Source organism: Micromonospora sp. CA-240977, assembly GCF_050942285.1.
Classification (GTDB): Bacteria; Actinomycetota; Actinomycetes; order Mycobacteriales; family Micromonosporaceae; genus Micromonospora.
Genome location: NZ_CP192055.1, coordinates 2,951,074 through 2,977,122, shown reverse-complemented (window position 1 = coordinate 2,977,122; position 26,049 = coordinate 2,951,074). Strand labels below are relative to the sequence as shown.

The 26,049-nt window shown below is 70.3% G+C and carries 16 protein-coding genes; 7 read left to right on the top strand and 9 right to left on the bottom strand.

The window, feature by feature from the left end; all coding sequences use genetic code 11:
* Positions 1 to 9 precede the first annotated feature (9 nt).
* Entirely contained in the window at positions 10 to 8,628 is an 8,619-nt protein-coding gene (locus tag ACQPWW_RS13735; RefSeq protein ID WP_433132646.1) for an RHS repeat domain-containing protein, read from the bottom strand.
* Positions 8,629 to 9,036: 408 nt separating this feature from the next.
* Here ACQPWW_RS13735 and zwf point away from each other — a divergent pair, with 408 nt between their 5' ends.
* Complete coding sequence (zwf, locus tag ACQPWW_RS13730) at positions 9,037 to 10,530, top strand: glucose-6-phosphate dehydrogenase (RefSeq protein WP_433132644.1); 1,494 nt, start codon at positions 9,037 to 9,039, stop codon at positions 10,528 to 10,530.
* A 439-nt stretch (positions 10,531 to 10,969) separates the two neighbouring features.
* Complete coding sequence (locus ACQPWW_RS13725; protein ID WP_433132642.1) at positions 10,970 to 11,662, top strand: hypothetical protein; 693 nt, start codon at positions 10,970 to 10,972, stop codon at positions 11,660 to 11,662.
* A gap of 324 nt (positions 11,663 to 11,986) precedes the next feature.
* Here ACQPWW_RS13725 and ACQPWW_RS13720 read toward each other — a convergent pair whose 3' ends face one another.
* Complete coding sequence (locus tag ACQPWW_RS13720; RefSeq protein ID WP_433132640.1) at positions 11,987 to 12,559, bottom strand: GNAT family N-acetyltransferase; 573 nt, start codon at positions 12,557 to 12,559, stop codon at positions 11,987 to 11,989.
* Between the two features lie 252 nt (positions 12,560 to 12,811).
* Between ACQPWW_RS13720 and ACQPWW_RS13715 the strand changes: the two genes are divergently transcribed.
* Positions 12,812 to 13,318 (top strand): hypothetical protein, encoded by a 507-nt coding sequence (locus ACQPWW_RS13715; protein ID WP_433132638.1) that lies wholly within the window; start codon positions 12,812 to 12,814, stop codon positions 13,316 to 13,318.
* Positions 13,319 to 13,596: 278 nt separating this feature from the next.
* On the opposite strand, the gene ACQPWW_RS13710 is transcribed toward ACQPWW_RS13715, so the two are convergent.
* Positions 13,597 to 14,640 (bottom strand): saccharopine dehydrogenase family protein, encoded by a 1,044-nt coding sequence (locus ACQPWW_RS13710; protein ID WP_433132636.1) that lies wholly within the window; start codon positions 14,638 to 14,640, stop codon positions 13,597 to 13,599.
* A gap of 101 nt (positions 14,641 to 14,741) precedes the next feature.
* Between ACQPWW_RS13710 and ACQPWW_RS13705 the strand changes: the two genes are divergently transcribed.
* Positions 14,742 to 15,689: a helix-turn-helix domain-containing protein gene (locus ACQPWW_RS13705; RefSeq protein WP_433132634.1), complete on the top strand. Its 948-nt coding sequence runs from the start codon at positions 14,742 to 14,744 to the stop codon at positions 15,687 to 15,689.
* A 323-nt stretch (positions 15,690 to 16,012) separates the two neighbouring features.
* The gene (locus tag ACQPWW_RS13700; RefSeq protein WP_433132632.1) at positions 16,013 to 16,597 is read left to right on the top strand and encodes a transglutaminase-like domain-containing protein; all 585 of its coding nucleotides are present in this window, start codon (positions 16,013 to 16,015) and stop codon (positions 16,595 to 16,597) included.
* Between the two features lie 130 nt (positions 16,598 to 16,727).
* Here the strand turns inward: ACQPWW_RS13700 and ACQPWW_RS13695 are convergent, their stop codons facing one another.
* Positions 16,728 to 17,231: a DUF1772 domain-containing protein gene (locus ACQPWW_RS13695; protein WP_433132630.1), complete on the bottom strand. Its 504-nt coding sequence runs from the start codon at positions 17,229 to 17,231 to the stop codon at positions 16,728 to 16,730.
* The gene (locus ACQPWW_RS13690) at positions 17,228 to 18,085 is read right to left on the bottom strand and encodes an NmrA family transcriptional regulator (protein ID WP_433132628.1); all 858 of its coding nucleotides are present in this window, start codon (positions 18,083 to 18,085) and stop codon (positions 17,228 to 17,230) included. The genes ACQPWW_RS13695 and ACQPWW_RS13690 overlap by 4 nt, the downstream gene beginning before the upstream one ends.
* A gap of 103 nt (positions 18,086 to 18,188) precedes the next feature.
* Here ACQPWW_RS13690 and ACQPWW_RS13685 point away from each other — a divergent pair, with 103 nt between their 5' ends.
* Both ACQPWW_RS13685 and ACQPWW_RS13680 read left to right on the top strand, forming a co-directional pair.
* Entirely contained in the window at positions 18,189 to 19,148 is a 960-nt protein-coding gene (locus ACQPWW_RS13685; RefSeq protein ID WP_433132627.1) for a cupin domain-containing protein, read from the top strand.
* Positions 19,149 to 19,203: 55 nt separating this feature from the next.
* The gene (locus ACQPWW_RS13680) at positions 19,204 to 20,076 is read left to right on the top strand and encodes a helix-turn-helix domain-containing protein (protein WP_433132625.1); all 873 of its coding nucleotides are present in this window, start codon (positions 19,204 to 19,206) and stop codon (positions 20,074 to 20,076) included.
* Positions 20,077 to 20,227: 151 nt separating this feature from the next.
* Here the strand turns inward: ACQPWW_RS13680 and ACQPWW_RS13675 are convergent, their stop codons facing one another.
* From ACQPWW_RS13675 to ACQPWW_RS13660, 4 genes are read right to left on the bottom strand one after another with little or no spacing between them, the layout of a single operon-like run.
* On the bottom strand, positions 20,228 to 21,091 hold the full coding sequence (locus ACQPWW_RS13675; protein ID WP_433132623.1) for a carbohydrate ABC transporter permease: 864 nt from the start codon (positions 21,089 to 21,091) through the stop codon (positions 20,228 to 20,230).
* Between the two features lie 4 nt (positions 21,092 to 21,095).
* Complete coding sequence (locus tag ACQPWW_RS13670; RefSeq protein WP_433132621.1) at positions 21,096 to 22,028, bottom strand: carbohydrate ABC transporter permease; 933 nt, start codon at positions 22,026 to 22,028, stop codon at positions 21,096 to 21,098.
* Positions 22,025 to 23,269: an ABC transporter substrate-binding protein gene (locus ACQPWW_RS13665; RefSeq protein ID WP_433132619.1), complete on the bottom strand. Its 1,245-nt coding sequence runs from the start codon at positions 23,267 to 23,269 to the stop codon at positions 22,025 to 22,027. The genes ACQPWW_RS13670 and ACQPWW_RS13665 overlap by 4 nt, the downstream gene beginning before the upstream one ends.
* A gap of 27 nt (positions 23,270 to 23,296) precedes the next feature.
* Positions 23,297 to 25,786, bottom strand: coding sequence for a glycoside hydrolase family 97 catalytic domain-containing protein (locus tag ACQPWW_RS13660; RefSeq protein ID WP_433132617.1), 2,490 nt, complete (start codon positions 25,784 to 25,786; stop codon positions 23,297 to 23,299).
* Between the last annotated feature and the right edge of the window lie 263 nt (positions 25,787 to 26,049).

Sequence of the window (26,049 nt, the reverse complement as noted above, 5' to 3'; positions counted from 1 at the left end):
GGAATCGGGTCAGGTGCGGTACCGCAGGTCGGTGTAGCCGAGGAAGAGGCCCAACGGGACCGGCATCGACACGGCGGCGAGGCCGGCGGCCGGCACCATGATCTGGAACGGGTCGGCGCGCCACGCGGACTTCAAGCTGGCGACCGGGGCGAACGCCTCTTCGCCGGCGGCGGCCGCGACGCCGAGCAGGGAGGTCACGGCGCTGAAGCCGGCGTACTGGAGGACCCCGACGGTCATGCCCGTGGCGGGCGGCACCCGCGCGAAGGCATTGGTCAGCAACTGTTTCGTCGCACCCTGCGCCGTCCCGCCGACGACCCCGGCGCCGAGGTTCGGTAGCAGCCGCGGCCGGGCGTAGGCCCAGGCGTTTTCGGCGCGGGACGCCGGACGGGCCGGGACCGGGGCCTCCTCCTGGGGTGCTGCGGCGTCCGGATCGTGCGCCGCCGCCGGATGGTCGTCCTGGGCCGGCGCCACCTCCTCGATGTCGTCGGCACCCCCGTCCGGCGGCGGCGCTGCCGCCACGGGCGCGGCGGCGGCCTGCTCCGGAGCCTCGGCCGCCGCGACGACGCCCGGCAGACCGGCGGTGAAGTAGGTGGAGATGCCGCCGGTGAGGAAGCCACCGACGAAGCCGGCCATGGCGCCGGCCCCGAGCTCCTCGCCGAACGTCTTCGCGTTCCACAGCCCCGGCGGCGTCTCCACGCTGTAGAAGAAGCCGGCACCCGCCCCACCCATCACCGCACCGCCGACGGCACCGATACCGGCCCCGGTGGCGGTCGCGGCGAGGATCCCCTCGGCGGCCATCACCGCCGGCACCAACGCCGCGGATGCGCCGGCGCTGACGACCACGGTGGCCAGGACGGCCAGGATGAGGCCCATCTCGATGGCGCTCTCCCCCAGGGCCGTCAGCTGGCCGGTCGGGTCGGTCAGCAGCGTCGGCTGGTTGCCCGCGTACACGTAGGGGCTGGCGTACTGGCCCGCCGGGTCGGGGTTGAGGAACCGGGCGATCGACGGGTCGTAGAGCCGGGCCGGGAACGCGTACAGGCCGGTCTCGGCGTCGAACTCCTGGCCGGTGAAGAGCATCGGGAGGAAGCCGGGCGCCGGTTCGTGCGCGAGCACCTGACGGCCGAACACGTCGAAGGAGTACGCCGCGACAAGCGCCCCGCTGGCGTCGAGGACGAGTCGGGGTGACCGCAGGTAGTCGGTGACCACCGAGTATCGCTGGCCGCTCCGCGCCATCGCGACCAGGCCGGTCGGGCCGTACACCCAGGCGGTCGACACCCCGGACGCGTCGACGGTGAGCATCGGGCCGGGGACGCCGGCGTGCACGTAGAGCGTCGGCGCGCTCTCGCCGCTGCTCTGCTTCACCCGGCGGTGACCGTTCACGTCGTAGGCGAAGGTCACCGACTTCCCGGTCTGGTCGCTGCTGACGCAGGCGGGCAGGGCCGTCGTGTCCAGGTAGGTCAGGGTGAGACCGGTGCCGTCGCCGTCGCGTGCCGCGAGCAACCCGTTCGGCTGGTAGGTGTACGTCGTGGGCGAACCGCTGCCGGGGGTCACCGAGGCGAGCTGGTTCGTGCCCGGGGTGTAGGTGAAACAGGCCGGGGCGGTGCCCCCGGTGGCGAGGGACTGCACGTTGCCGTTCCAGTCGCTGCGGCCCTCCGCGTCGACGTAGCCCACGTCGACGGACCGGTTCGCGTTCACGTCGTCGGCGCAGAGCAGTTGTCGCAACGGGTCGTAGCGGTAGGCCACGGTCGCGGCGTCGTCGACGCCGCCACCGGTCGTCGTCTCGGCCAGCAGGGTGGGGTTGCTGTCGGGGTCGTAGGCGAGCGCGAGTGAGAAGGCCGCGCCGTCGGTCTGTACGCCAAAGGAGCTGAGCCGGCCGACCGGGTCGTACGCGGCCGAGCCGGCGGGCAGTTCGCCGTAGGTGTGGGTGACCGGTCGCCCGAGCGGGTTGTAGGTGTACGTGACGAAGGGGACGCCCTCGACGTCGGCGACGGTCAGTACGTTGTCCCGGCCGTCGTAGGTGTAGCCGACACCGGTCAGCCCGGTGTCGGCGCCGTTCGGATAGCCGATCCCGGTGATCCGCCCCTGGTTGTCGAACTCGTAGGTGGTGGTGAAGGTGCCGAGCGTCGCGCCGTCCCGGGTCACCGTCACCGTCCGGCTCGCGAGCACCCCGGCCGACGCCCACCCGTAGGACTCGGCGACCTGGTATGACGAGCCGCCCGCGTCGGTGACCGCCACTGTGCCGACGAGTTGGCCCAACGCCGTCGGATCGGTGCCGTCGCCGTCGTAGGTCCAGGTCCGGGTCTCCTGGTACGAGAGCTGCGTCTGGTCCTGCGGCCAGGCCGGATCCTCGGCGTACTGCTGGAGTTCGGCGGTGGTCGCGGGCGTCCAGTCGAACGTGACGGTGCCGGTCGACAGGCGGCGGCCGAGCGCGTCCCAGGTGTGGTACCCGACCAGCCCGGCGGCCGCCGCGGCGGCGTCCTGGACGAAGCGCACCCGCCCGCCCCGGTCGAACAGGTAGCGGATCGTGCCCGTGTCCGGTCCGGACTCCTGGACCAGTTGCCCGACCGCGTTCTCCTGGCGCACGAGCGACTGGGCTGGATCGTCGAACGCGTACGCGTCGGGCAGCGCCCGGGTGCTGGAGACCGTGCCGTTGCCGTAGCTCGGCACGGTCGTGTCGAGCGCGACGTCCCCGGTGCCGGGGGTGAACCGGCCGACGGGGTGACGGGCCGCGTCGAGCAGCTTGGTCATCGTCGTCTTCGCCTGGCTGGTCCGCGTGACGACCTGCACCGTCGCGTCCGGTGGGTCCAGGCCGTAGGGCAGGGGCCCGGAGTTGGAGCCGTAGCCGAACTGCACAGTCGGGCGGCTCGCCGGCGTGGTCGAGCCGAGGTCGACGATCGCCTGGTCGGCGCCCGGGAAACCGAGTTCGACCTGGCGGGCGAGCGGCGACGGCTCGAGCACCCAGCGCCGGTACGGGTAGCCGCCGTCGTCGGTGTCGTTCGTCCCGTCGTACCAGTCGGAGACGTCCCCGGTCATCGTCGCGGCGCCGTCGAGTCCGGCGAGGAAGTCGGTCGTATCGACGAGGCCGGGTCGGTAGACCAGCACGGGCAGCGACGCGCCGCTGCCGAAGAGCCCCGGCGCCGGTTGGGTGCGCACGATCCGCCGGGCCCGGCCGTCGCAGATCGACTGGGTGACCAGGTATTCCTCGTCGGTGAGCAGGTGCTCCAGGCGGGCGGTTCCGGTCGCGTCGCTGTGCTTGAGCCGCAGTGCCGGGCCGTCGAGGATCACGAGGTTGGCGAGGCCGAGCGCGTTGCTCCCGGTGACGATGGCCGGCGCGCCCGGTGCCCCCGTTTGCTCGGCGAAGAGCAGCTGACCGTCGGCGTGGAAGAGCAGTTGGCCGCCGACCAGGGTGAGCAGGCACCAGGTCGGCGGGCCCGGCACGGTGGCGAGGGCGGTGATGGGCGTGCCGTCGAGGGTGAGCCCCCACTGGCCGGTGGCGTGGTCGAAGGTGACCGCTACGGCGTCGCCGACGGTCATCGCGAAGTCGTCGGTGAGGTCGAGCGGGCCGCCGTCGAGCGGGGCCAGTTCGACGTGCACGGCGTACGTCGGGCCCAGCGGCGACGCGTAGCTGAGGGTGTCGCTCTGCGCGGTCGAGGCGTGCACGAGCACGCCGTCGGTGGCGACGAACGCCGCAGCGTCCGAGGGCGTCCAGTCGGCCTGCCAGCCGGTCCCGTCGCGGAAGGTCTGGTAGCTGCCGCCGACCAGGCATCGCAGCGCCAGCGAGGCGTTCGGGTCGGCCGCGGCGAAGCCGGACGGGTTGCCCTGCCGGGACAGGTAGGTCAGTTGCATGGCCGACGGCATGCCGGACGAGGTGGTCCCGCCGATGTGGCGCAGGAAGGTGTCGCGGATCGTGTGCCAGGTGTGGCCGGCCCGGTCGAGCCGGGACGAAGAGAGCCGACTCGTCGGGTCGTAGGTCTGGGCGACGAGCTGCGCGGTCAGCGGCGTCAGGGTGAGGTCGTCCACCCGTACCCGCACCGCTGTGGTGTTGGCGACCGAGACGGTGAGCGTGACCTCGCCGCTGGAGGCCGGCACGGTGACCGGCACGGACTGCAACGACCAGGCGCCGCCGGTGTCCGGGAACGGCAGGCTGACCGTCGTGGAGGTGCCGTCCGCCGCGACGGTCAGTGTCCAGCCGGAGTCGCCCGGCGCGAAGCCGGGATCGGTCCTGCACCAGGCGGTGAAGACGTAGGTGTCGCCGGCGCGGGGGGTCAGCGGCGCGAGGGTCGCGCCGGCGCCCGTGCCGGGCAGCGACAGGCTGCCCGAGCCGGTGTGCGCGTCGGTCAGGTCGCAGGCCGCCCCGCCGCTGAGCGACCAGGCGGTCAGGTCCTCGTAGGGTTCGAAACCGCTGTAGGCCGCCTGGCCGGCCGCGAAGCTCGCGTTCGCGACGTGCGCGACGTCGAGCAATCCGTCTGCCGACATCAGGGTGGCGTGGCCGGTGCCGGCCGGGTCGGTCGACTCCAGGACGACCCCGCGTCCGCTCACCACCGTCGCGGTGCTGGTGCTCTGCCAGTACGCCGGATCGGGGGTGCCGTCGAACGGGAAGATCCCGGTGTCCTGGCCGGACGGGTCGCCGGTCCACGCCCACTGCTGGGCCGCGACAGGGAGTAGCACTCCGGTCCCGGGCTGCGGCCAGGCGGACCAGATGGTCGCCGTCGAGCTGGCCGTGACCGGGTCGGCCCCGCCCGCGGCGACCGTCTCCCACGCGGCCACGACCGGTTTCAGCAGGTTCGCCGCGAGCAGCGCCGGATAGACCTGGTGGCCGTACACGCGTTGCTCAAGATGAGTCTCGACGGTCCCGTCGACCGAGGTGAGCTGCCAGCAGCGCCCCAGCACGGCGCCGGCGAACGGGGCCGGCAGGCCGGGAGGCACGTAGTCGAAGACGGTGGCCATCGGCACCCCGTCGCGCCGTTGCACCACCGTCTCCGGCCGCACGTAGCCGCCGTAGAGGGGCAGGCACGACGCGTCCTGCCCCGGCGACGAGCTGCGGGTGGCGAACAGGGTCCAGGCCGTGGTGCTGCTCTGCACCGCCGCGCCGGTGAAGACGCGTACCGCGTCCGACGGATCCGGCGCGCCGGTGTAGTCGATGTTGTAGATGGCGGCGCGGGTCGGGTCGTTCACCGACCAGAACCGGTACCCGCCGTCGACCTGCAGGTACTGCACCGTCGCCGTGTCGCTCACTGTGATTCCGCCGGCCGAGAACGCCTGGAGCAGCCCCGCCGAGATCGGCTCCGGCGGGCCGGGGGACGCGTCCGGGTCGAGCCCGAGGGCCGGATCGAAGTCGGTGGCGAAGGCGAATCCGCCGGCGAAGACGACGGTCTGCTGGAGCAGCCCGTCGAAGAGCAGTTCGGTCGACCCGGGGACGGTCCCGTTGAGGTATGAGAAGACGGTGCGGCCGTACGTCGACGTCGCCGGGTCGGCAGCGCCGTCGTACACCGCCGAGCGGTAGTACTTCACCACCTGCCCGCTCGGGTCGCAGGTGGCGGTCGCGGCGTCGAACTCGTAGGCGGTCGAGTAGCTGGCGCCGAAGCCGTCGGTGATGGTGAGTGCGCTGACCGGGTAGTCGGTGACCGGCCCGCTCATCGCCTGCCCGGCGTAGCGGAACACTTGGTAGCAGGCCGCCTCGCCGAAGCCACCCTCGTTGGCCGCGTAGGCCACCAGGGAGAGTGGCCCGGTCGGGAGCTGACCGTTCGGGCCGCCCGGGGACACCCCCGGTACGTAGTACGCCGAGCCGGCCAGCACGTCCGGCAGGGGTTGGAGCACGCCGCCGTTGCGCAACACGAGGAGCTGGACCGCGTCGTTCGCGGGCTCGGCCGCGTCGGTGACCAGATAGGCGAGGTAGGACGGCGCCTGGTTGACGATGCTCAGGGAGTCGACGTCGGCGGCGAGCTGCGAGGTCGAGGTCAGCTCGAAGACCGGCTGTTGCACCGAGTCGGTCCAGGTGGTCGACGTACCCCGGTAGTAGACGGCGTTGCGGGCGACGATGAAGTCGCCGCCCGACGCGGACGGCCAGCCCTGGTCCGCGACCGTGCCGCCCGACGGCAGTGGGGTGCAGACCGGCGTCGGCTGGTCGGGGAAACCGCCGCCGTCCGGGTCGTAGGCCAGCACGCCGGTCACCGCGTCGGTGTCGTCGTTGGCGACCTGGACCGCGACGTCGTCGCCGTAGGCGAACGCCAGCCATCCGTAACCCTGCATGGACGTGGCGAAGTCGGCGGTGTACCAAGTGCCGGAGTCGAATCGGAACAGGTGCTGCCGCGCGGCGACGAACGCCCCGTCCACCACGACCGGTGGCGGCGGCCAGGACACCGGTTGCTGGTCGTCGATCGGCTCCCCCGCCAACCCGCCGACGTACGCGGTGTCGACGAACTGGTAGCCGAGATCCCAGCGCACAAGCTGCACACCGTAGGTGGTGCCGAGCTGGCCTTCGGCGAACGACAGCGCGACCAGCGACGGGCCGGCGTCCCAGAGCACGAGATAGTCGTCGTTGAAGTCGACCTGGTACGGCAGGGCGACCTCGCCGCCGTCCTGCCAGGTCGATGTCGCGTCGAGCCAGCACAGCGACAGGTCGGTACCGGTCGTCGACGTGCCGGCGACGAGCAGGCACTCGGCGTGGCCGAGCGCGAACAGCGGCGCCGACCCGGTGCGCACCGGCCCGTCCAGCCCGGTCCACCCGCAACGCCAGTCCCACGCCCACCGGTAGAGCTGGTACGACAGCGAGGTCGTCAGGACGGCGGCGACGAACCCGTCGCCCGCGGTCAGGCTGACCTGGCCCGCCAACGCCGGCACGCAGGTGACGCTCCACTGGTCCGGTTGCCGGGGCGTCCGGCTGTAGAGCGTGACGGCGCTCGTACCGGCCTGGGTGGCAAGTGCCAGCGCGAACGTGTCGACGGCCGTGACGAGCTGCGCCTGGTTGGTGTCGAGGGGGCACGCCGGATCGTCGTAGACCGTGCCGCCACACCAGGCCGACCAGCGGCCGAGCCAGGTGTACACGTCCAGCGTCGCCATCGTCCGGGCGGCGTTCAACCACAGCGACACGACGTAGTCGGAACCGCTCCAGACCATCGGTGTCGCGCCCTCGCCGAGCACGCTCGGTGGCGCGATCTCCGGTGTCGCCCGGTCACAGATGTCCAGACATGACGCGGCGTAGGACCAGGTGGCGACGGCCCCCTGGGGGTAGGTGATGGAGCACAGCGCGCCGACGTTGGGAGAGTCCGCCGCGTCGAGGTAGTAGGTGAAGGCGTAGCCGGGCAGGCTCACGCCGTAGGCGTTGCGCTCGGTGACGCCGGCGAGGTAGCGCTTGGCGGCGGTGACCGTGAGGTCGGGCGGCGTCGTCGAGACCACCCGAGGCGCGGTGTACGTCAGCTCGATCGCGAAGAGCACGTCACCGCTGGCCGCCAGGACGTCGGCGCCCTGCAGGTACAGCGTCTGGTAGCGGTCCTGGTAGGCGTTGGGGGCACCGAGGTTCACCGGCGGGGTTTCCGGCGCGTCAGCCGGGACGAGCTGCTTGTGGGGATCGAGGTACTCCTGCGCCTCGGCGGTGAAGGTCTTGGCGCCGTATCGGAAGGCCACGACCTGACCGGCGACGCTGGTGACGCTTGTCGGGTAGACCGCCTTGGTGTAGGGCAGCCCGGCACCGACCTGTTGCTCGGCGTTGTTGCCCAGCAGGCCGTCCGCGTCGCGCGGGAATTCGTTGTACGCGTAGGCGACGGACGACCCCCAGCGGTCCCGCCGGGTACTGAGGTTCCACGCGCGGGCGTACTGCGCCTGACCCGCGGCGACGGTCGACGGCCCGGTCCAGGTGCCCGCCGGCCCACCCCACTTGACCGCCCACTCGACGCTGTTTCCGGTACTTGTCGCGTAGCCCTGCGCGGTCAGGCCGAGCCCGCCACCGAACGTGCGCACCTCGGCGGAGTCGGTGGTCAGCTCCCACTTCTCGTACTGGGGGTAGTAGGAGATCTGCCAGAACAGGTAGTCCTGCGTCTGGTGGCGCAGCCCGCCGTCAAAGACGTCCCCACCACTGGCGGTCGCCGCCACGGCGAAGACCCGCTCCCAGGTGGGATCGGTGATCGTCCAGCCCGCCGTGGAATCGCCGGTGACGGTCGCCGCCACGTCGAGCGGCAGGCACTGGGCCGCGAACGCCGCGACCACCTCGGCCGACACCGGGCCGTCGGTGAGCGCGCCGACGGTCCCCTGGTCGAGCTGTGCCCGCAGCCAGGGCGTCGTGTCCGGCACCAGGGCGTTGGAGACGCCACCGGACCACAAGACGTACCGGGGGGTGGCGCTGACCGACCCGGCGTCGCAGGCCTCGATGCGGTCCCAGGCGAGATACCAGCCGAGGCCGACGATCCCCGTGGGCGCGTCGAGGTTCCACTGGTCGACCTGGTCGCTGACATTGCTCCGGTACTGCAGGGCGACACCGACCGCGAGCGTGTCGTCGCCGGGTACGCCGGGCAGTTGAACGAGGTTCTGTGGATAGTTGAGGTCACCCCGGAACATGTTCACATTGCGCGCCAGCTTCCCGATGGCGGCGACGTCGAACTGCCCGGGATCCAGGGCGGGAACCTCGTTGGCCATCGGACCCCCCGCCTCGACGCGCGTACCAGCCGGCGCCTCCAGCGGGCCCTGGCTGGGTATCCCTGCATTCTGAGCAGGCCGGATCCGATCCAAGGACCACTTCGCACATGTCTACCGCAACCGGGGCGACGGACAGGTCCAGATCGACGGAACCCACTCGGTCGGCGGGCCGGCGAGCTGGTAGGGCGGCCGTCAGCCACCCTCCCCGTAACACCACCTCGTACGCCGGCAGACCGCACCGGATCGCCACCGAGTTGCCCACCCGTCAGCCCGGCATGCGACCCTCAAGCTCCGCGACCAACGGGCCACGCCGCGTGGCCCCCGGACACTACCGCCATAGCCGCACAATTCCTGGCATGACAGCACGCCCCCAATCCCACACCTCTTGTGCCCGGAGGAACGCAGACAATGGACCACGCATCTCAGCTCATCCAGGAGCGGAGTGCCCCGCCGGCCACGCTGGTGATCTTCGGTGCCTCCGGTGACCTGACCCGGCGTAAGCTGCTGCCCGCAATCGAGAGCCTGGCTCGGCACGAGCGGCTCCCGGACCAGTTCGCGCTGGTCGGCGTCGCGCGCACGTCGATGACCGACGAGCAGTTCGCCGAGAGCGCCCTCGGCGAACGCACCCTCGCTAGCAAGCGCCAGCTCCAGGGCGGCGTACGGTACGTGGCCGGCGGCTACGACGACCCGGAGACCTACAAGCGGCTCGTGGGGACCCTCGACGAGCTGGACGCACAGCGGGGCACGTCCGGCAACCGGCTCTTCTACCTGTCCACCCCGGCCGGGGCCTTCGAGCCGGTGATCAACGGACTGGCCGGTGTCGGGCTCAACCAGCCACGCGAAGGCTCCTTCTCCCGCCTGGTCATCGAGAAGCCGTACGGGCGCGACCTGGTCACGGCCCGCGAGCTCGACGGCGTCGTGCACAGCGCGTTCGACGAGCACCAGGTCTTTCGTATCGATCACTATCTGGGCAAGGACACCGTCCAGAACGTGCTGGCGCTGCGCTTCGCGAACTCGATCTTCCAGCCCATCTGGGATCGCTCCTGGGTCGACCACGTGCAGATCACCGTCGCCGAGACCCTCGGCGTCGGCAGCCGCGGCGGCTTCTACGAGGACGCCGGCGCGATGCGGGACATCGTGCAGAACCACGTGCTCCAGGTCCTCGCGCTCGCACTGATGGAGCCGCCCGCCTCATTCGAGGCCGAGGGCCTGCGCAACGAGAAGGTGAAGCTGCTGCAGGCGATCCGGCTCCCCACCGACCGGGACATCGCCGAGGCCGCGGTCCGGGGACAGTACACCCGGGGCGGCACCCGCGAGGAACTGATGGCCGGCTACCGCGAGGAGGCCGGCGTCGACCCCCTGTCGCGGACCGAGACCTACGCCGCCATGCGGCTCAACGTGGACAACTGGCGGTGGGCCGGGGTGCCGTTCTACGTACGCACCGGCAAGCGCCTGCCGGCCCGGCTCACCGAGGTGGCACTGCAGTTCCAGCGGCCGCCGCACCTGCCGATCCCGACCGACCAGCTCACCGGCCTCGATGCTGACGCGCTCATCCTGCGGATCCAGCCGAACGAAGGCATCTCGCTTCGCTTCGGTGCCAAAGTCCCGGGCCACTCCTTCCGGGTCCGCACCGCCACGATGGAATTCTCCTACGACCAGACGTTCGTCGAGGAGTCCCCGGAGGCATACGAGCGTCTGCTCCTGGACGCGCTGATCGGTGACGCGTCGCTGTTCATCCGCAGCGACGAGGTGCAACAGTGCTGGCGGATCGTCGACCCGATCATCGACAACTGGGACAAGGACCACTCGCCGATCCCCACCTACGAGGCCGCCTCCTGGGGCCCGACCGACGCCGACCGGCTCATCGGCCGGCACGGCCGCAAGTGGCGCAACTCCGCGTGACCCCGCCACAACGAGTGTGACCGCGCTGCTGAGCCCGATCGCTTGGTCTCACCATCGACGCGCAGTGCAGTCCTCTCAGTGGGCCGGTCATCGAAGTCGATGGCCGGCCGCGCAGGACGGGGCCCATGACAGGCAAGGGGTTCGTGTCTATGGATCGGCACGAACCGATGCCCAACGTGGGATGCGACATACCGGCGCTGTTCCGCTCGGCTGAAGATCGGCCTAGATTGACGGGTCCCGAGTCAGGCGTTGGGACCCGTCTTTGCGCGCGAGTCCTCTCGGCCGGATGCACCTCCACGACCCGACGTGGTGCGCGCCCATGCCGAGGCGAGGGCACGTGATCATGCGGATCAACTGGTGTAACCCGACCGCTGGCGGCATATGACGATCCCGTAATCCTGACGTGGACACGCTTGGGCCGAGGTGGCAAGCTGCTGTGGTGTTCGCGAAGCCGCGCGGCGACCACTCCTGGCTGTTCGACCTGGTGGCGATCGATCCGGTCAAGCGCCACCATGCTCTTGCCCGTCATCAGGGACTGCTCGCTGCGGCGAGCGACGCACTGCACCTGTCGAATGGCCTGTGGGCCGCGCATTACCGGTCGAAGTCCAGCCAGGTCCGGCTCGGCGCGGAGGTAGACCAGGCGCACGCCGACTTCCGGTGGCATGAGGAGCAGACAATCTACGGACCTCTGCACGCCTTCCGGGACGCTACGGACGGCGATCGTGCCGCCCGCACGCTCTGGGCGCCGTTCGCCGCTCTGTACCTGCGGTGGGAGGCGGAATATCCCGACGAGTGGGCAGCGCCGGAGTCGTGGATGTGGTCCCGCTGGGGAACCAAGGAGGTACTTCTTCGCCGGCTCGATCGGGGCGGTCTCCCGCAGGTTGTCCAACCCCAGATCGCTGAGCTGATCCTTGCGGCACTGGGAAGACCGTATCGGTGCAAGGACTGGCTGTACGCGAGCCTGGTCCGCCATCTCGACGACCCGCTGTTCCTCCATCGGGTGGGAATGCTGACGTCCACCGACGAACCCCTGGTCCGGCTACGAGCGCAGTTCGTCCTCCACGTCGCCACGCACTCCGAGCAAGCTCCCACCCGCACGAGCTGGCGACGGTGGCGTGATGCAGCCGGCTGACCCGCGCTCCGGCATATGGACGACGAACGACGCAAGCGCGGGTACGGGCGACCGCCCCGCCGGCGTGAGCCGACGGACCACCTCGGGCAATCCGTTGGCTTGCCATTGCCGAATCAGGGGGTGTCGCACGGGGAGCAGCAAGGTCACCGTCACCTTCGGCGGCAAGGTGCACGTCGTGCCACTGGCGGCCGGTAAGGCCGCCGTCGATCTACAAACCACCGATCTGCGGCCCCGGAGCCTACCGGGTCCACGTTGACTACACCGGCAACCCGACCCACCAGCCCTACACCCTCACGACGACCAGCCCGGGAAAACTGATCGGGTTCACATCTGTCCGGGCCATGTCACATCGGCCGGCTGCAGCGTCCAGTCTCGCCGGAGCAAACCATAGATCACCATGTCGACAAAGCCGTCGCCGTCGTACTCGCGCTCCCGCTGGGTGCCTTCGTGCGTGAAGCCGCACGTCTCCGCGGTCCGCCGCATGGCCGTATTGCTGGCCAGCGTCTCCAATTCCAGGCGGCGTAGGTTGCGGTTGCGGAAGCCGTACCGGCAGAGCAGCCGGATCACCTCGGTCCCGTACCCCTGGCCGCGCGCCTCAGGTAGCAGGGCGATGCCGAGGTGGGCGAACTGATTGAACGCGTTGATCCCCCACAATGTGCCGCCACCGAGGAAAGCGCCGTCGGCCACGGTCTCGGCCAGCAGCGACACCGTCGTCTGGCCGTCGGGCGGATCCGTGACCTGCTTCTCCAGCCGGGCCCGAACTTGGCCGACGTGACGCGGCAGGAATGGCTCGCCGTCTGTGATCAGGTGCAGCTCGGGATCACCGTACAGAAGGAACATGTTCGGCGCGTCGTCGGGCGTGGGCGGGCGCAGTCGGACCCGGTCGGTGGCGAACATGCCGCGACGCTAACAGCCGTCGGGCACGCAACGAGCAGACGTCGGGCCCAGCCACATCGTTGACCACCACGAATCGGCCAGATCCTATGTGGAGCGCGACCTCGGTCGGCCCACATGTGACCAGGCGCCAGCGATCGATGGCCCTGGCTCGAAGCATCTCCACCACACCGGCTGACAGCACCTCCGATCTGCCGTACATCTGTCTGCACACCCAGACGTGGGCCCGCGCGACCAACACGATCGTTCGTACCGATGTGCGGCGGTGCGCCAGGACGCCGACGGGTCTGGCCAAGAGATCACCCGGCGTCTCCCCGACCTACCAGCGTCGACCATCAGCCGGAGCGCGGCGAGCGGAAGCTCAATGCGCAGGCAGCCCGAGACTTCCACACGGCACCAGGCAAAAGCCTGTATCCGCACCTACCCGGACCGCTGCCCGCCGACGCCGCCACGCTGGCCGATGCGCTGACACCCCGCGAACTGGCCGCCGAGCCTGCCTACCCGCGGATACTTGCCGGCAGTGTCATCGGGCTCGTCACCAGCCAATGCCTGAGTCGAGAGCAGCGAACGGCAATCGTCCGGGTCCTCGCCACAATCCCCGAGATCACCTACTTCGGGAAGACCACCGATCTCGCCGGACGTCGAGGCCTGGGCTTCTCGGTGACTGCCGACGGTTCCACGTCGCGACTCGTGATCGACACAGGTAGCGGCGACATCCTCGCCGCTCAGGAGCGAGTGATCGGGACCGTCGCGCACCTCTGACCTGCTCACCCCGTCCATAAGGGGCGGTACGGGTGACGGCTCCGCAAGGGCCGCTACCGCGGCACCACTTCAGGTCAGGCGGCCCTGAAGCGCAGATCGGAGGGTCGGCCGTCGAAGCTGCGATGCGTCGGACTCCGCGCCACCTTCCTTCCCGGGGTACCGCTGGAGCAGGCGTACGCCGACAGTCCCGTTCACACAATGACCGACGACCGCGGCACCTCGATCAGCGCCGCGTCCCAACCTCGGATCGTGGCCATGATGCTCGAACAACTCGATGTTCAGCCGCGTGTGTCGAGCGGGACGTGCACCGAGAGGTGCGAGGACAGGGCGCGGAGGAAGTCCGGGGTGTCGAAGACCGCGCCCGCGGAGGCGACGCCGGTGGTCCTGGTCCGGCCGGTGAGGATGCGGTCGACGGCCTCCACCGCGAGCGGCGCGCTGATGGCGTAGATGTCCTGACCGGCAGCGACCACGCGGCGTTCCGCTCCGCCGGAGCGGACAAGGACGTCGACGACGAAGGTCTGCGCGGAGCGGCCGCGCTCGTCGACGGCGGTCGGTGCCGAGGCGTCAGGAGCGGACAGGTCCGCGACCGCCTTGGCGGTCATGTAGGTGCGCACCTCCGGAATGGCCAGGTGGCTGGGAATGGTGACGACGTCGGCCATGGTGAACTCTCCGATGACGCTCTGGGGGCCGAGCGGAGCCGGGAAGGGCCACTCCAGGGTCGGCAGAGTGTCGTCGTGGTACTCCAGCCGTCCGCCGGTGTAGCGGACACGGCGGCCACCCCGTCGCTGCCCCGAGACCGCGCCCGCAACACGCGTCCCGGCGGTGGGGTGCCAACTGCTCAGGCCGTAGGCGATGTGCGCCTCGTCCGCCGCCGTCCAGTCGCCCATCGCGGTGGTGACCAACAGGTCGCCGAGGCCGCCGTAGAAGGCCATCGCAGGGACCACCACGGTGCCCGCGACGCGGGCGCGCTCCGCGAAGTGCGCGAACGTGTCAAGGTTCGCCTCAATCTCGGCCGCCACGTCGACATACGGAATGCCGGCGCGCAGCGCCGCCTCGACCAGCGGGGCTGCGGTCGTGGCGAAAGGCCCGGCGCAGTTGATCACGGTGGCCGCGCCGTTCAGCGCGCGGTCGAGCGAGGCTGGATCGTCGACCGACGCCTGCCGCGCCTCGAGCCCCGGTTGGGCCTGCGCCAGCGCCAGCAGCTTGTCCTCGTCGCGACCGAGGAGCAGCGGGACGTATCCGCGCTCGCGCAACTCCGTGACCACGAACCGTCCGGTGTGCCCGTAGGCCCCGAACACTGCCACGTTCCGACCTGATCCCATGTCTGCTCCCGCGTGCTCGAAGTGATCCACTTCGGAAATCCTGTCCCCGTTTGCCCATCGGTGCCAGTGTCCGGAACGACATGACCCGTACAATTCCCGACATGAGTTCTGTCCCGCGTTCCGTCGCGGTCGCCGCTACCGACGGGATGCTGCACTTCGAGCTGGCCCTGGCCTACGAGGTCTTCGGTTCCGCCCCGGCCGCCCTGCCAGGCCCCTGGTACGACGTCAAGGTGTGCGGCACGCACGCCGTCCGGGTCGGCCGGTTCCTGCTGGAGCCGGACTACGGGCTCGACCGGCTGGCGCACGCCGACACCGTGATCGTCCCCGCCCTCGCGGACGTCGACGAGGACCCGCCGGCCGACCTGGTCGAGGCGGTGCGCGCGGCCCACGAGTCGGGCGCGCGGGTGGTCTCCCTGTGCACGGGCGTGTTCGTGCTCGCCGCCGCCGGCCTGCTGGACGGGCTACAGGCGACCACGCACTGGGCCCACACCGATGAACTGGCCGCGCGCTATCCCCGGGTGAAGGTCGACCCGGACGTGCTCTACGTCGACAACGGCAGCGTGCTCACGTCTGCGGGCAAGGCCGCAGCGATGGACCTGTGCCTGCATCTGGTCCGCCGCGACCACGGCTCGGCGATCGCCAACGTGGTCGCCCGCCGCCTGGTCGTGCCGCCCCACCGGGCCGGTGGCCAGGCCCAGTTCGTCACCACACCGGTGCCCACCCAGGACGGCCATCCCCTGGCCGCGCTGCTCCCCTGGGTGATGCGGCGGCTGGACCAGCCGCTCACCGTGGAGGACCTGGCCCGCCAGGCGAACATGAGCTCGCGCCACCTGGCCCGCCACTTCCACTCGGTAACCGGCACCACCCCGCTGCAGTGGCTGCTGACGCAGCGGATCCGCCGCGCGCAGGAGCTGCTGGAGAGCACGGACGACAGCGTCGACACCATCGCCTCGGCCGCGGGCATGGGCACGGCGACGACACTGCGCCGCCACTTCCACCGCACGATCGGCGTACCGCCGGACGCCTACCGCCGCACGTTCCGGGCGTGAGGCTGCGGTCCTCGCCCTGACGGCTCTCGGCCGTCTCGGCAGCGCCCTCCGCTAGCTCGTCGCCCAGGTCCCCGCCCCCGTCGTATCGACGGCCTTCACCGGCTACCAGGCCTGGCAGATGCGCGACTCGATCGCCGACCCGGCTCTCGGCGCCGCCGTGGTGACGGCGGTCGCCGCGATCGCGCTGCACCGCGCGGATCGCGGCAGATGAGTATGTTCGTTCGGAGGCCGAAGAGGGTGCATCGGCTGACGGCGGCGGCCGTGACGGGTCCACGGCGCGACGGAGAGCCTCGATCCGACCAGCCGCAGGGGAAGGGACAGTCATGCAACTGATCGCGGGCGAACCGATGGAGTACCTGGCCGGTGACATGGTTGTCGAGGTGGACCATCCGGCAGTGCGGGCGCTATCTGGTGAACTGCGCGCGGCGCATCCGGATGACGTCGACTTCATGCGGGCTGCCTTCGAATGGGTTCGTGACCGGATCCGGCACTCCGTGGACGCCCAGGATCCGCGGATCACCGTCACCGCCGGCGAGGTGCTCAGCGCCGGCGTCGGCCTCTGCTATGCCAAGTCGCACCTGCTGGTGGCCGTGGCCCGGGCCGCCGGCGTTCCGGCTGGGTTGTGCTACCAACAGCTGACCGACGGGGGAGAACCCTTCCTGCACGGCCTCGTCGCCGTATACCTCGCGGGCCGCTGGCATCGCCAGGATCCGCGCGGCAACCGCACCGGCATCGACGCCCAGTTCCGGCTCGGGCGTGAGCAGCTGGCCTACCCGATCACCAAGGGATCAGCCGGTTTCGATTTACCCGAGGTGCACGTGCGGCCCTCGCCCAACGTGATCGCAGCCCTGCGCGGTGCTCGGGACGCTCTTGAGCTGTGCCGCGCCGGGTTACCCGCTACGCCCTGAGTCCGGGACAGTGGGTGCCGGCCACAGGAAATGCGCGGCAACGCACCAGCTCCGCTACCAGGGCTGGCCCGAGCGCTACCGCCCGCCGGCCGCCCGGAACTGGCCACCCTGCCCGCACCGGACGGCGACGTCATCGGGACGTGCCCGAGAGGTAGACCCCGAGACCAGCCAGCAACAGGCTGATCAGGCTGGCACCGGCGCGTACCGAGTTCCACCACGTCCAGGCCGACGAGTAGGAGGCCCACACCCGGACCGCCTCCGCAGGATCGGTCGGCACGCCTGCGGCGTCGAGGTTCTCGTTCATCGGCACGTTGATGACCACCGTCGGGATGAACGCGCCCACCAGGTACACCCCCGCGGCCATCAGGAACAGCACACCCGCCGACCGCTTCCCGAGGATCAACAGGAACACACCGGCCACCGTGGCGGCGACGAGCGGGCCGAAGAACGTGACGAAGAACAGCGGATTCTGGATCCTCTGGTTGATGCTCGTCATGGCCCGGATCGCGGTGCCGGCGTCGGTGGCGTTCAGACCGGGCATCACCGCCACCGAAAAAGCGTAGTAGACACCGGTGATCGCACCCGTGACCACCAGGGTCGCCGCCGCCGACCAGGCAGCCACTGTGGCGTTCATGCCCAGTCTCCACCGGGTGACGTGTCCCATGCACCAGCGGCGGCGGCGTCCCGGGCATAGTCGGTGAAGTCGCGCGGCCTGCGGCCCAGGGCCCGTTGCACACCATCGGCGAGCTGCGCGTTACGGCCGTCCAGGACCTTGCCGAACAGCTCGGTCAGCACCGCCGCGAGCTCCGCCGGCACGTCGTACCCGGCCAGCACGGCGGCGTACTCCTCGGGCGAAACCGATCGGTAGCGGATCTCCCGCCCGAGCGCGTTGCCGATCTCCGAGGTCGCCTCGGCGAAGGTGAGAAGCCGCGGGCCGGTCACCTCGTAGAGCTGCCCCGCGTGCCCGTCGTCGGTCAGCGCCGCGACCACGATGTCGGCGATGTCGAGGGCGTCGACGAACGGCTCCGGCACGTTCCCGGCCGGGAGGGTTACCTCGCCGCCGCGTATCGAGTCGGTCAGGAAGTCCTCGCTGAAGTTCTGGCTGAACCAGCTCGCCCGCACGATCGTCCAGGCCACTCCGGAGTCCTGGACCACCCGCTCGCTGAGTTTGGCCTCCTCCTCGCCCCGGCCGGAAAGCAGAACCAACCGTTCGATCCCGCCGGACACCGCCTGTTCGGTGAACGAGCGGATCGTCGCGAGGGCGTCCGGCGCGACCAGGTCCGGGTAGTACACCAGGTAGACCGACGAAACCCCGTCCAGTACGGGTGCCCAGGTGCGCTGGTCGGTCCAGTCGAACGGCGGCTCACCGGAGCGGGAGCCGACCCGTACCGGCCGGGCGAGTTTGGCGAGCCGGTCCACCACCCGGCGGCCGGTCTTGCCGGTGCCGCCCAGTACGAGGATTGGCTGCTCATCAACGGTCTTCGTCATGCCAACCAGTCAAGTCTGAAGCTAGCGCACCGGGAATGGGTGAGGCTCTCGATCGCATGTCCCGGCGTCTCGACCGCCCACGTCACAGGGCTAACCTGAGCGCATGGATGCGCTCGCGGGGCTGCTGGACGGGCCGAGGGCGCGCGGCGCGTTTCTGATGCGGTCGGTGTTCGACCCGCCCTGGTCGGTACGGATCCAGGATCGCGCGCCCCTCACCCTTGTCACCATGCTGCGCGGCACAGCGTGGGTGGTGCCGGACCGGGGCGCTCCGGTGCCGCTACGCCCCGGCGATGTCGCGATCATCCGTGGCCCGGAGCCGTACACGATCGCCGACGACCCGGCCACGGCGCCGCAGGCAGTGATTCATCCCGATCAGCACAGCACCACGCCCACCGGGGACGAGTTGTGCGAAGTGATGGACCTGGGTGTCCGGACCTGGGGCGAACGCGCTGACGGGACGGCGGTGCTGCTCAGCGGCACGTACCAGTTGCAGGGCGAGGTCAGCCAACGGCTGCTGAGGGTCCTGCCCCATCTCCTGGTGCTGCCGGCCGGAGCACTGGACAGCCCGCTCATCCCGTTGCTCGGCGACGAGATGACCAAGGACGAGCCGGGGCAGGAGGTGGTCCTGGACCGGCTGCTCGACCTCCTGCTCATCGCCGTACTTCGGGCCTGGTTCTCCCGGCCGGAGGCGGCGGCGCCCGCCTGGTACCGGGCGCACGGCGATCCGGTGGTCGGCAGGGCGCTGCGGCTGCTGCATGACCACCCGGCGAAGCCCTGGACGGTGGCCACCCTCGCGGCCGGCACCGGTATCTCGCGGGCGGTGCTGGCCCGCCGGTTCACCGAACTGGTCGGCGAGCCTCCGATGGCGTACCTCACCAACTTGCGGCTCGCGCTGGCCGCCGACCTGTTGCGCGAACCGGACGCCACCGTCGGCGCGGTGGCCCGCCAGGTCGGCTACGGCAGCTCATTCGCACTCAGCGCGGCCTTCAAACGGGTACGCGGTCTCAGCCCGGCCGAACACCGGCAGGCCATCGGGTCGCCTGACCTCACTCCGGTGGGATGACCGTCGGCTGGCCCACAGCCTGGACAATTCGCTGGTGACGGCCCACGATAGGCCGATGCCGCTCCAGGAGGGTTTTCGGGGGCAGCGATTGGCTTCGGTGCCCCGTCCAATCGTCGCCGAGGCGCTGCGGCGCCCCATCACCGGGCGGCTCCTCGTCACCGACGCCGGGTACTACCCGGATGCCGCCGACCACCGGATGCATCGCCCTCGGGGCACGCCCGAGGTGATTCTGATCGTGTGTGCCACGGGCTCGGGCTGGGCACGCGTCGGGTCGGGCACGCACCGGATCGGAGCTTGGCAGGCGCTGGTGATCCCCCGTGGCGTCGCGCACGAGTACGGTGCCGACGAGCGCGATCCCTGGACGATCTGGTGGGCGCATCTGGTGGGTTCGGACGTGTCGATGCTCATGGACTGCATGGAGGCCACCACCGAGCGGCCCGTGGTGCCGGTGCGGGCCATCGGTCGAGCGGCGGCGCTGCTGGACGAGATCGTCACCGGCCTTGAGCGCGACCAGTCCCCCATCCGTCTGGTGGGCGCGGCGGGAACGGCGTGGAAGCTACTGACCCAGATCAGCGTCGATCGGCTACTTCCCGAGCCGGGAGACCCACTGCAGCGCGCCATGAGCTACCTGGCCGAACGGCTCGACAGCAATGTGAAGGTGCCCGAGCTGGCGCGGCTGGTGAGGGTGTCTCCGTCGCATCTGAGCACCCTGTTTCGCAGGGCGACCGGGGGCGGAGTGTTGGCTCACCACACCGCGCTGCGCATGGCGAGGGCGCGCCAGTTGCTCGACACGACGGGTGCGACGGTCACCGAGGTCGCGTCCGAGCTCGGCTTCGACGACGCCTTCTACTTCTCGCGGGTTTTTCGGAAGCACCACGGGATGAGCCCGAGCGGTTTCCGCCGCCGCCACGACGGCTACGAGGTGTGACCGAATGCGCTCGGTGAGGCTGCGGGCGGGCAGATAGCTCTGTCGTACCCGGCGGTCGGTGCGGCCGGCTGATCCGTCCGGATACCGGCGTGGTATCCGGACGAACCAGCACCGCCGGTCGACACCGCGTCCGGCGCCGCCCGACAATGGTTCAACCCTTCAGGCCGCTGCTGGCGATGCCGGAGAAAAACTGTCGCTGCAGCGCCAGGAAGATGAGGATGAGCGGCAGCGACGCGACGAGAGCGCCGGCCATGAGGGTCGGGTAGTCGGTTCCGAACTGGCCCTGGAGGCCGGCCAGGCCGACGGTGATGGGGCGCTTGTCGCCGCGCGGGGTCACGATGAGCGGCCAGAGCAGGTCGTTCCAGGAGTAGAGCGAGGTGAGGACGGCCAGCGCCGCCATGGTCGGGCGGGCCATGGGGAGCATGACGTACCAGAACGTCCTCAGGGGCCCGGCGCCGTCGAGCCGGGCGGCCTCTTCGAAACCGGCGGGAATCGACATGAACGCCTGCCGCATCAGGAAGATCCCGAAGGCCGAGAACATGCCCGGGATCGCCAGGGCGGGAATGGTGTCGAGCATCCCGAAGTCCCTGATGATCTCGAACTGTCCGATGAGGAACAGCTGGCTGGGCACCATGAGCATGGCGATGAACAGCCCGAACAGGAGCCTGCGACCGGGGAACCGGAGCCGGGCGAACGCGTAGCCCGCGAGCGCGGAGACGGCGAGCTGCCCGATCACGCGGAGGACGAGCGCGGACACGGAGACGGTGAGCTGCGCCCAGAAGGGCACCGAGCCGAAGAACGTGGCGAAGGCGCCGGAGGTCGGGGCCTCGGGCAGGAACGTCGGCGGCATCTGGGACGCTTCGCGGTTGGACTTGAACATGGTGAGCAGCTGCCAGACGAACGGCGCCACCATGACGACCGCCGCGACGCCGAGGAAAAGGTGGACGACCCACTCGCCGTGGCGGGCGGCCTTCGATCCGGCTGTGGCGCGCTCCCCGCGTCTGCTGCGCAGCATCCGATCACTCATAGAACACCCACCGACGTTGCAGGCGGAACTGGACCAGGGTCGCGGCCATGATCACCATGAGTAGGACGATCGCGATCGCGGCCCCGTAGCCCTGGTCGAACTGCACGAAGGCCTTCTCGTAGAAGAGGTAGACGATGGTCTTCGAGTCGGCCAGGGCGGTGTTGTTGACGCTGCGGAGCATCACGAAGATCAGGTCGAACATCTGCAGCGCGGAGATCACCGTCAGCACAGTCACCAGAAACACGCTCGGCGACAGCAGTGGCAGGGTGATCCGGAAGAACTGGCGTATCCGTCCCGCCCCGTCGAGCGAGGAGGCCTCGTACAGGTCCTGCGGGATCGACTGGAGCCCCGCTCCGAGGATGATGAGGTTGATGCCGAGGCTCATCCAGATGCCGACGACACCGACCGCGTAGATCGTGAAGGTCGCATCGGCGACCCAGTACTGCCCGGGGATGCCGACCAGGGACAGGACGTAGTTCAGCAGGCCGAAGTCGCCGTTGTAGATGAAGCGCCAGACCATGCTGACCGCGACGGGCAGCGTCACGACCGGGAGGAAGAACAGGACGCGGTAGAAGGCGCGGCCGCGGCTGACCTGCTCGATGAGCGCGGCGAGCACGATCGCGACGGGAACGCCGAGCAGCAGGATCGCGGTGTAGAGCGCGGAGTTGCGCAGGGCCTGCCAGAAGAGCCCGTCGCCGAGCAGCTCGGTGTAGTTGTCGACTCCGGTGAACGTCCCGGGCCCGAAGGCCGGAACGTCCATGAAGCTCTTGCCGAAGGTGGTGAGGAACGGCCAGACGTAGAGGGCGAGGAGGCCGATGAGCGCCGGGGCGATCATCAGGTAGCCCCATCCGGGTGAGGGCAGCAGTCCTCCCCCGCGGCGGCGCGTACGCCGCCGCGAGGAAGGACGGGCGACGTCGGTGGTCACTGCGCGAGGACCTCGTTGATGGCTGTGTTGTACGCCCGGGCGGCGTCGGCGGCGCTCTGCTTGCCTTCCCACGCCGGGGCGAGGTACTGGCTCTCGAGGCCGGTCCACTTGGCGGCGTCACCGGCGATCGGCAGTGGCACGGCGTAGTCCACGGCGTCGACGAAGACCTTCAGGTTGAACTCGGGCATCGCGTCGAGCCAGCCCTGCTGGGTGCCCTGGTAGGCGGGCAGCACCGCGCCGCTCTTGGCCTGGATGGCAGCCGCGTCCTTACCACTGGCGAAGATGAGGAATTCGGCGAGTTCCTTGGGGTGCTTGGTGCCGGCGTATCCGGCGTTGAGGATGCCGCTGATCATCGTGGCCCGTTGCTTCGCCTTCGGCAGCGGCGCGACGCCGACGTGGGGGCGCAGCGCCTGGTCGCCGTAGAGGCGTTGGGCCCAGAAGGAGCCGGAGAAGTACATGGCGACCTTCTGGTCCATGAACATCTGCACCGCTTCGGTGTCGGAGAGCTGCTTGAGCGTCGGCGAGAGACCGTCGGCGTGCATCTGGGTCCAGAACTGCAGACCGGAGACGGCCTCCGGGCTGTCGATGGCAGCCTTGCCGTCGGCGCCGATCACTGTGCCGCCGGCCTGGTAGATGCTGTTGTAGTAGCCGCCCTGGCGGTCGATCGGGGCGGCGATGCCCCACACGCCGGCGGCGGGGTTGGTGAGCTTTCGGGCAGCCTCGCGCGCGTCGTCCCAGCTCCAACTGTCGGTCGGGTAGGCCACGCCGGCCTTGTCGAAGAGGGCCTTGTTGAACCAGATCGCGTTCGTGTCGAAGTCCTTCGGCAGGCCGAGCAGCTTGCCGTCGACGTCGTACAGGTCAAGGACGGCCTTGGGGTACGCGGCCAGGTCGACGCCTGCCGCCTTGACCGCGTCGGTGATGTCGAGCAGTTGGTTGCCCTTGGCGTACGCGGGGAACTGGTCGGCGAGCATCCAGAACGCGTCGGGTGCGGTGCGTCCGGCAGCCCCGACCTGCAGGGTGGACCAGTATTCGGGCCACGGCAGGACCTGGACCTGGACGTCGATGTTCGGGTGCTTGTCCTCGAAGGCCTTGGCGATCGCCTCCATGGCCGGCTTCTGGTCGTCGCTCCAGGTCGCGTAGCTCAGGGTGACCTTGCCGTCGCCTCCGGCGCTACTGCATCCGGTGGCGGCGAGGGTGACCAGCAGGGCCGCGGCGGCGACCCATCTCTTGCCGTTTCGCATGGTTTCTCCTTGGTGGGTGGTCGAGCGTCAGTGCTCGACCGGGGTGGTGGCGGTGTCGTGGTGGAGGTGGAGGCGGCCCGACGCCCAATCAACATGGGCCGGCTCCGGGTGGTCGGGCAGGGTGTCCGCGCGCAGGCTCAGCGTGACGGCGCCGGGGATGCCGACGTCGATGTCGCGCGGAGGTTCGTCTGAGCGCACGTCGGCGCTGAACAGCTCGACCCCGTCCGCGTGCACGCTCATCCGCGCGGCGGTCCCGGGGGTTTCGTCGTCGATGCCGATGCGGGCGGTGAAGCGGCTGACCGCACCGCCCAGGTAGAGCTCGATCCGCGACGGCGTGGACGCGCCGAGCCCGTCGTCGAACTCGGTGCCCGCGATACGCATGCGGCGGCCGTCGCCCGGGTTGCCGCCACCGTTGCTCTGGTCGCGTTCGATCGGGCCGCTCTCGTTCTCGAACGCGACAATGGTCAGCGCCGACAGGCGATGGGAGCCGGACGTCAGGGGTCGGAACAGGCGGGCGTGCGCCACGATCGGGACGCCGTCCTCGCCCGGCGTCTCGACAGTGACCACGCCGGCCCGACCGGGTGCCAGGGCGGCGGGCGCACGGACCTTCCAGCAGTCACCGTCGAGGTGTTCCGCCGACCAGCCGGGCGGTAGCCGCAGGCGTCCGTCGGTCAGCAGGATGGCCGCGCCGTCCGGGGCGAGCAGTTGGACCGGCGGGTCCACCCGCGGGGCGGCCTGTTCGGGCCGCTCGACGGCCCGGTGCAGCCGGGCCCCACGGGCGGCGACGATGGCGACGAAGCCGCCGTTGTCCGCGACGTCGACGACCAGCTTGTCGTTGACGGGTCGCCGGTGGGAGGCCAGGCCGCCCTCGGCGTCGTCGCCGACGATCCACGCGTCGGCCGGCCCGAGCTCCAGCCGGTCGACCGGGATGGTGAGACGGCGCGCAGGCCCGGTGGCGATGCCGCCGATGAACCAGCGGTCGCCAGATCGGCGGGCGATGACGGCCTCGTGGTCGGGGTCACCGGCGAGCAGCACTGTCTGGTCCCAGACGGGCGCGAGTTCCGCGAGGAACCGCGCGGCGTCCGCCCTGGCGAGGTAGGCGTCGACGTCGTCGGCGAAATGGGTGATGCCGCACTCGAAGGCCACGCTGAGCGCCAGCTCGTGACCGTCGCTCGTGGTCCGCCCCGGCGCGCCGAACGCGACAGGTGTGTAGTCCATCGCCCCGACCACGTTGCGGGTGAACGGCTGGATCACGTTGTGCGCGGCGGTCAGGGGCGTGCCCTGGTAGAAGACGTAGTACTCGCTGCCGCGAATCGCTTCGTAGCCGATGACCTGCGGCCAGGTCCGCGCCCACCCGCGCGGGATGACCGAACCGTGAAAGTTCACGTGCAGACCGAGCCGGGCGGTCTCGGCGAGGATCGTGTCGTACCAGCGGTAGCGTTCCTTCGACTCGGACTCCATGAAGTCGACCTTGATGCCAGCGACCCCCCAGGACCGCCACAGGGCGAGCTTCGCCAGATTCTCCGGCCCGTCGAGGTCGTGCCAGACCGCCCACAGGTGCACCTGGACACCACGGCGACTCGCGTAGGCCACGATCTCGGGAACCCACGTCTCGTCCCAGCCGCAGTCGATGAGGAGGTGCTCCCAGCCGAAACGCGCGGCGATATCGACGAAGTGTCGCTGCCGGTGCAGTTGGGCACCGGAGTAGAAGTCCGACCACCACGACCAGGCGGCGCGCCCCGGACGTACCCACCGCGTGTCCGCCGACGGGTCGGGTGCGGGCGCCAGTTCGTCGACGAAGCGGCTCTCGACGATCGCGGCGAGGTCGCCGATCATAAACACCCGCCAAGGGGTCACCGGACCACGCGTGATCTCGATCGACTCGTCGGCCAGTGCGAACCGCGCCTCGCCGTCATCGCGGATCTCGGCGTGGGCACCGCTGAAACGGCCGTCGATCGCCGCCTCGGTGAGCAGGAGATACTCCCCCGCCCTGGGCGAGCGGACGAGCAGCGGGAACCCGTAGGCGCCCGGCGGCAGCTCGGCGGCGTCAGCACCGAAGCGCGGCGTCTCGTACCAGGTCTGGTAATCGAGTGCCCACACGCGGGCGTTGGCCTCGACGGTGAGCCGGGTGCGGTCGGCGTGGAGCCGGCCGTGGCCCTCCAGGCGGGCGAGCACGTAGCGGACGGCCACCCCGTCCACGCTGGCCCGGACGTGGATCTGCCACTCGAGCCCACTCGCGTGGCGCAGCTCGTGGACCGTCTCACGATGCGCGTACCGGTGGGTTCCCGTCGCCTTGCCGGACCGGGCGATCCACTCGTCGGTGATCTCGCGATGACGGGAGCGCAGGAGGACCGACCCGACGTCCAGGTCGACGCCACCGACGCGGATTCCCAGCCGGACCTCGTCGAGGACGGTTCGTCCGTCGCGCTGCACACGCAGGACGACGCCGTCCGCTCGCGTCTTCACCTCGGGCTCGACGCGCGGGGGCAGCGCCGTCCGGCCGATCTCGTTGACCACATCGTCTCCGTGCCGTGCGGGAACCGAGCGGGCGGATCCCCTGCACGGCGGCTTCCGACGCTAGGCTCGCGGCAGGCCGCCGGGAATGTTCATTCGAACTCGAACCCTGGACGATTCGCTTCTGTCTGGGAATGGCGCGTGGCAGCGAGACAGGTTTCCGGGTCCTTCGACAGGGACGATCAGCGCACGACGTACCCGCCGTGACCATCGGCCGAAGCAACACTTCCGGCCTGAGTTCCTCAACCGGATCGACGACACCATCG

Excerpts from the sequence above, each read along its gene's own strand:
- ACQPWW_RS13735 (WP_433132646.1), bottom strand. The coding sequence starts at position 8,628 with ATGGCCAACGAGGTTCCCGCCCTGGATCCCGGGCAGTTCGACGTCGCC.
- zwf (WP_433132644.1), top strand. The coding sequence starts at position 9,037 with ATGGACCACGCATCTCAGCTCATCCAGGAGCGGAGTGCCCCGCCGGCC.
- ACQPWW_RS13720 (WP_433132640.1), bottom strand. The coding sequence starts at position 12,559 with ATGTTCGCCACCGACCGGGTCCGACTGCGCCCGCCCACGCCCGACGAC.
- ACQPWW_RS13715 (WP_433132638.1), top strand. The coding sequence starts at position 12,812 with ATGTGCGGCGGTGCGCCAGGACGCCGACGGGTCTGGCCAAGAGATCAC.
- ACQPWW_RS13710 (WP_433132636.1), bottom strand. The coding sequence starts at position 14,640 with ATGGGATCAGGTCGGAACGTGGCAGTGTTCGGGGCCTACGGGCACACC.
- ACQPWW_RS13705 (WP_433132634.1), top strand. The coding sequence starts at position 14,742 with ATGAGTTCTGTCCCGCGTTCCGTCGCGGTCGCCGCTACCGACGGGATG.
- ACQPWW_RS13700 (WP_433132632.1), top strand. The coding sequence starts at position 16,013 with ATGCAACTGATCGCGGGCGAACCGATGGAGTACCTGGCCGGTGACATG.
- ACQPWW_RS13695 (WP_433132630.1), bottom strand. The coding sequence starts at position 17,231 with ATGAACGCCACAGTGGCTGCCTGGTCGGCGGCGGCGACCCTGGTGGTC.
- ACQPWW_RS13690 (WP_433132628.1), bottom strand. The coding sequence starts at position 18,085 with ATGACGAAGACCGTTGATGAGCAGCCAATCCTCGTACTGGGCGGCACC.
- ACQPWW_RS13685 (WP_433132627.1), top strand. The coding sequence starts at position 18,189 with ATGGATGCGCTCGCGGGGCTGCTGGACGGGCCGAGGGCGCGCGGCGCG.
- ACQPWW_RS13680 (WP_433132625.1), top strand. The coding sequence starts at position 19,204 with ATGCCGCTCCAGGAGGGTTTTCGGGGGCAGCGATTGGCTTCGGTGCCC.
- ACQPWW_RS13675 (WP_433132623.1), bottom strand. The coding sequence starts at position 21,091 with ATGCTGCGCAGCAGACGCGGGGAGCGCGCCACAGCCGGATCGAAGGCC.
- ACQPWW_RS13665 (WP_433132619.1), bottom strand. The coding sequence starts at position 23,269 with ATGCGAAACGGCAAGAGATGGGTCGCCGCCGCGGCCCTGCTGGTCACC.